The 335-nt window shown below is 62.1% G+C and carries 1 protein-coding gene; it reads right to left on the reverse strand.

Annotated elements, in window-relative coordinates; translation table 11 throughout:
• On the reverse strand, positions 1–335 hold a 335-nt coding region (locus tag IM313_RS22475), incomplete at both ends, for an Ig-like domain-containing protein (RefSeq protein ID WP_193056115.1).

Genomic DNA, 335 nt, shown 5'->3' on the forward strand with positions numbered 1-335 from the left:
GAGCCGACGTTGCCCGCCTGGTCGATAATCCGCACCTGGTAGGTGTAATCCCCGTCAGGCAGATCGCGGGTATCGGTGTAGGTCCAGCGCTGATTAGTCACCGTGGTGTCAACCCAGGTGTTTCCGCCGTCAAGGCTGATCTGCACCCTCTCGTCGCTCGCCAGCGCGCTGCCCAGCGAGCCGTTGATGGTCAGGGTGGTGTCCATAGTGATGAAATCACTCCCGGACTGCCCGGTATCATCGCTGATGCTGTCGATGGTGATGCCGTACTGCGGCGCCTGGGTATCCACCGTCACGGTCTGGGTGGTAGTGGCACCGACGTTGCCCGCCTGATC

The organism is Enterobacter cloacae complex sp. P2B (genome assembly GCF_014895985.1).
In the GTDB taxonomy this organism is placed as follows: domain Bacteria; phylum Pseudomonadota; class Gammaproteobacteria; order Enterobacterales; family Enterobacteriaceae; genus Enterobacter; species Enterobacter bugandensis.